The sequence below is a fragment of the Variovorax sp. CF313 genome (assembly GCF_000282635.1).
Lineage (GTDB): Bacteria > Pseudomonadota > Gammaproteobacteria > Burkholderiales > Burkholderiaceae_C > Variovorax.
This window is the reverse complement of record NZ_AKIW01000148.1, coordinates 1-1191: the sequence shown is the minus strand read 5'-3', so window position 1 is coordinate 1191 and position 1191 is coordinate 1. Positions and strand designations below refer to the sequence as shown.

General features: G+C 65.9%; 1 protein-coding gene. It reads left to right on the top strand.

What is annotated here, in order from left to right:
- The first annotated feature begins 117 nt into the window (after positions 1-117).
- Complete coding sequence (gene ugpC / locus PMI12_RS26115) at positions 118-1125, top strand: sn-glycerol-3-phosphate ABC transporter ATP-binding protein UgpC (RefSeq protein WP_042674438.1); 1008 nt, start codon at positions 118-120, stop codon at positions 1123-1125.
- The last annotated feature ends 66 nt before the right edge of the window (positions 1126-1191 follow it).

Sequence of the window (1191 nt, the reverse complement as noted above, 5' to 3'; positions counted from 1 at the left end):
TTCGTGTCGCTACGCCTTCCCCCTACCGGGGGCACCACCAGCGGCCCGGCAAAGCCGGTTCCGCGGTGGTTTTGGAAATAACAGCGCCTCGTGGTCGAGGCCGAAATCGAGAAGAACATGGCTGCACTTTCCCTACGCAACGTCATCAAGCGCTACGGCCACGGGCCGAAAGCCAACCAGGTCATCCACGGCGTGAGCGCCGAGATCGCCAACCATGAATTCATCGTGATCGTCGGCCCCTCGGGCTGCGGCAAGTCCACGCTGCTGCGCATGGTGGCCGGCCTGGAGGAAGTCTCGGCCGGCGAGATCGCCATCGGAGGCAAGGTGGTGAACCAGCTCGAACCCTCCGAGCGCGACATCGCCATGGTGTTCCAGAACTACGCGCTGTACCCGCACATGAGCGTGTTCGCGAACATGGCCTACGGCCTGAAGATCGCCAAGGTACCGGTCGATGAGATCAAGGTGCGCGTCGACAAGGCCGCGAAGATCCTCGAACTCGGCCACCTGCTGGAGCGCAAGCCGCGCGAACTCTCCGGCGGCCAGCGCCAGCGCGTGGCCATGGGCCGCGCCATCGTGCGCCAGCCGCAGGTTTTCCTGTTCGACGAACCGCTGTCGAACCTCGACGCCAAGCTGCGCGCGCAGACGCGCCTCGAAATCCAGAAGCTGCACCGCGAACTCGGCATCACCTCGCTGTTCGTCACGCACGACCAGGTCGAGGCGATGACGCTGGCGCAGCGCATCATCGTGATGAACGGCGGCGTGATGGACCAGTTCGCGACGCCCGAAGAGGTGTACTCGCGTCCGGCGACCACCTTCGTGGCGAGCTTCATCGGCTCGCCGCCGATGAACCTGCTCAAGCATGCGCCGGGCGTGCGGCCCGGCCAGATCCTGGGCATCCGCCCCGAACACCTGAAGCTCGACGAGAGCGGCTGGACGGTGCAGGTCGAGCAGGTCGAGCTGCTGGGCGCCGAGCGCCTGGTGTACGGCCGCATCGGCGATGAGCAGATCATCATGCGCACTGACGAAGGCGACCATCCGCCGGTGGCAGGCGACACGGTGAAGATCGCCGCTCGCGAAGACAAGCTGCACTGGTTCGACGCCGGCTCCGGCAAGCGCGCGGACTAATGCTCGCCCCCAGGCTTCGCGCACTTCGTGTCGCTTCTCCTAACCCCTACCGGGGGCGACACCAGC

Excerpts from the sequence above, each read along its gene's own strand:
- ugpC (WP_042674438.1), top strand. The coding sequence starts at position 118 with ATGGCTGCACTTTCCCTACGCAACGTCATCAAGCGCTACGGCCACGGG.